This is a genomic window from Hungatella sp. SL.1.14, assembly GCF_024460495.1.
Taxonomy (GTDB): domain Bacteria; phylum Bacillota; class Clostridia; order Lachnospirales; family Lachnospiraceae; genus Hungatella; species Hungatella hathewayi.
This window is the reverse complement of record NZ_JANFYJ010000370.1, coordinates 1-299: the sequence shown is the minus strand read 5'-3', so window position 1 is coordinate 299 and position 299 is coordinate 1. Positions and strand designations below refer to the sequence as shown.

Here is a 299-nt window from a genome sequence, read left to right as displayed (position 1 = left end):
TGAACGCTCCATGGTCTGCCCGTCCTGTGGCAACACTGTCTACCCAAAGATCGCACCAGCCGTCATAGTGGCTGTCACCTATGGAGATAAGCTTCTTCTCACCAAATACGCAGGCCGTGAATACACCCGCTATGCTCTGGTAGCCGGCTACACAGAATTCGGTGAGACTCTGGAAGAGACTGTCCGCCGCGAGGTTATGGAAGAAGTCGGCCTGAAAGTATAAAATATCCGCTATTATAAAAATCAGCCATGGGCCTTCAGTGACTCCATGCTGGTAGGTTTCTTTGCCGAGCTGGATG

At 51.5% G+C, this 299-nt stretch carries 1 pseudogene; it reads left to right on the top strand.

Features of this window, described 5'->3' with window-relative positions:
* A pseudogene (locus tag NE473_RS31405) lies at positions 1–299 on the top strand (NAD(+) diphosphatase); the annotation flags it as partial.